Source organism: Burkholderia sp. HAN2018 (assembly GCF_024704855.1).
GTDB classification, from domain to species: Bacteria; Pseudomonadota; Gammaproteobacteria; order Burkholderiales; family Burkholderiaceae; genus Burkholderia; species Burkholderia cepacia.
Map to the genome: position 1 here is coordinate 1 of NZ_QOBB01000447.1, position 2418 is coordinate 2418.

Sequence of the window (2418 nt, forward strand, 5' to 3'; positions counted from 1 at the left end):
TCGGCGCTCACCGCCCGGCTCCCGGCGCGCCGCCGCCGGCGCGCGACGCAACCGCCAGTTCCTCGCCGAAGCAGCGCTGGTAATACTCGGCGACGACGGGCCGCTCGGCGTCGTCGCACTTGTTCAGGAACGTGAGCCGGAACGCGAGCGCCGGATCGCGGAAAATCCGGCAGTTCTCGGCCCAGTTGATCACCGTGCGCGGCGACATCAGCGTGGACAAATCGCCGGTCGCGAAGCCGTTGCGCGTAAGCTCCGCGAGGCTCACCATCGATTCGAGCAGCGGGCGGCCGGCTTCGTCGGCGAGTTCGGGCACGCGCGCACGCACGATGCCGATCTCCTCGTCGCGCGGCAGATAGTCGAGCGTGGCGACCACGTTCCAGCGATCCATCTGCGCATGGTTGAGCATCTGCGTGCCGTGATACAGCCCGTTCAGGTTGCCGAGGCCAACCGTGTTCGCCGTCGCGAACAGCCGGAACGACGGATGCGGATGGATCACGCGGTTCTGGTCGAGCAGCGTGAACTTGCCGTCGCGTTCGAGAATCCGCTGGATCACGAACATCACGTCGGGCCGCCCCGCATCGTATTCGTCGAAGATCAGCGCGACGGGCCGCTGCAGCGCCCACGGCACGATGCCTTCCTGGAACTCGGTCACCTGCATGTCGTCGCGCACGACGATCGCATCCTTGCCGACGAGGTCGAGCCGGCTGATGTGGCCGTCGAGGTTCACGCGCACGCACGGCCAGTTCAGCCGGGCCGCGACCTGTTCGATATGCGTCGACTTGCCGGTGCCGTGCATCCCCTGCACGAGCACGCGGCGGTTGCACGCGAAGCCGGCGAGGATCGCGAGCGTGACGTCCGGGTTGAAACGGTATGCGTCGTCGATATCGGGCACGTGGTCGTCGCGTGCGCTGAACGCGGGCACCATCAGGTCCGAATCGAACCCGAACCGTTCGCGGACCGACACCATGCAGTCCGGCTTGTTCGTCACCCCTTCCATTGCGTTGCGCTCCTGTCGTTGCCTGTCTTTGTCGGTGTTTGTCGGTGTTTGCGTGTCGCTACCCGATGCGCGGGCGTCGATCGTTGTTTACGGAACGATTCGTTCCATCGCCGGTTATCCGTGCCGGCTTGCCGCACCCGCCGCCCCGCGCGGCCGGCCTGTCGGGCCGTTCGGTACAATGGCCGCAGTCCAGTTTCCGGAACGCCTGCCATGCTGCCCGCGGATACGCCCACGCTGCGCGCCTTCGCGCTGCTCGAACATCTCGTCCAGGCCGGCGATGCCGTGTCGCTCGCCGATCTCGTGCGCGAAGTCGATATCCCGAAGGCGTCGCTGCACCGGATGCTCGCGTCGCTCGAAGCCGGCGGCCTCGTGATCCGCGAGCCGGGCCGCAAGAACGCGTACGCGATCGGCCCGCGCCTCGCCCGGCTCGGCACCGGCGTGATGCTGCATGCGGGCGCGCGCCGGCTTCGCCATGCGATCCTCGAACGGCTCGTCGCCGATCTCGGCGAAACCTGCAACCTCACCGCGCTGTACGACACGGAAGTCGTCTATCTCGACCGCGTCGAAGCCGACTGGCCGCTGCGCCTCGACCTGAAGCCCGGCTCGCGCGTGCCCGCGCATTGCAGCGCCAGCGGCAAGCTGCTGCTCGCGCTGCTGCCGCGCGACGAGCGCGCCGCGCTGGTGCGCGCGCTGGCGCTGCCGCGCTACACGCCGAATACGATCTCCGATCCCGAACTGCTCGAAGCCGAACTCGACCGCACCGCGCACAAGGGCGTCGCGATCGACAACGAGGAATTCGTCGCGGGCATCGCGTGCATCGCGGCACCGGTCGTCGGCGACGACGGCGCGTGCATCGCCGCGGTCGCCGTGCATGCGCCCGTGTCGCGCGCGCCGCTGTCGCGGCTGCTCGACTGCGTGCCGCGCCTGCAGGAAGCGGCCGGCGCGCTCGCGGCCACCTTCTAGCGCCGCGCGGCGGCACGCGCGCAACGTCATGACGCGCGCTGGTAGTAGATGTTCTGCGGATGCCGCGCATCCGCGAAGAAGAACCAGCGTTCCGCGACCAGCCCCGCATACTGGATCACGAATGCCGCGCCGAGCACGACGGCCGCCGCGACCGACGTCGGCGCGAGCGCGCCCGCGCCGGTCAGGACGAACGGCACCGCGAATGCGCCGGTCAGGAAGCCGGCCTTCACCGCACGCAACGTGCCGTTGCCCTGCCCGTGAAAGAACTCCCGCGTATTGAACGCGCTGGCCGTGAAACCGCGCGACTTCTGTTCGACCTTCTCGTGGCGAATACCGGTCGCGCTCTGCACGGTCGACTTCGGCCGCAGCCGCGCATTGCGCGCGAGCGACGCGAGCCGTGCGACGCAGCCCGCGAGCGTCAGCACGCACGCGGCCGCCGCGAGCCGGCCGACCAGCGC

Annotated in this window: 2 protein-coding genes and 1 pseudogene; 1 reads left to right on the forward strand and 2 read right to left on the reverse strand. The window is 69.2% G+C overall.

The window, feature by feature from the left end:
• Positions 1-7 precede the first annotated feature (7 nt).
• Entirely contained in the window at positions 8-997 is a 990-nt protein-coding gene (locus DPV74_RS40785) for an AAA family ATPase (protein WP_060194741.1), read from the reverse strand.
• A 210-nt stretch (positions 998-1207) separates the two neighbouring features.
• Between DPV74_RS40785 and DPV74_RS40790 the strand changes: the two genes are divergently transcribed.
• Positions 1208-1960, forward strand: a complete 753-nt coding sequence (locus DPV74_RS40790; protein WP_060208178.1) for an IclR family transcriptional regulator — start codon at positions 1208-1210, stop codon at positions 1958-1960.
• A gap of 26 nt (positions 1961-1986) precedes the next feature.
• Here the strand turns inward: DPV74_RS40790 and DPV74_RS40795 are convergent.
• Positions 1987-2418: pseudogene (locus DPV74_RS40795) on the reverse strand (DMSO reductase); the annotation flags it as partial.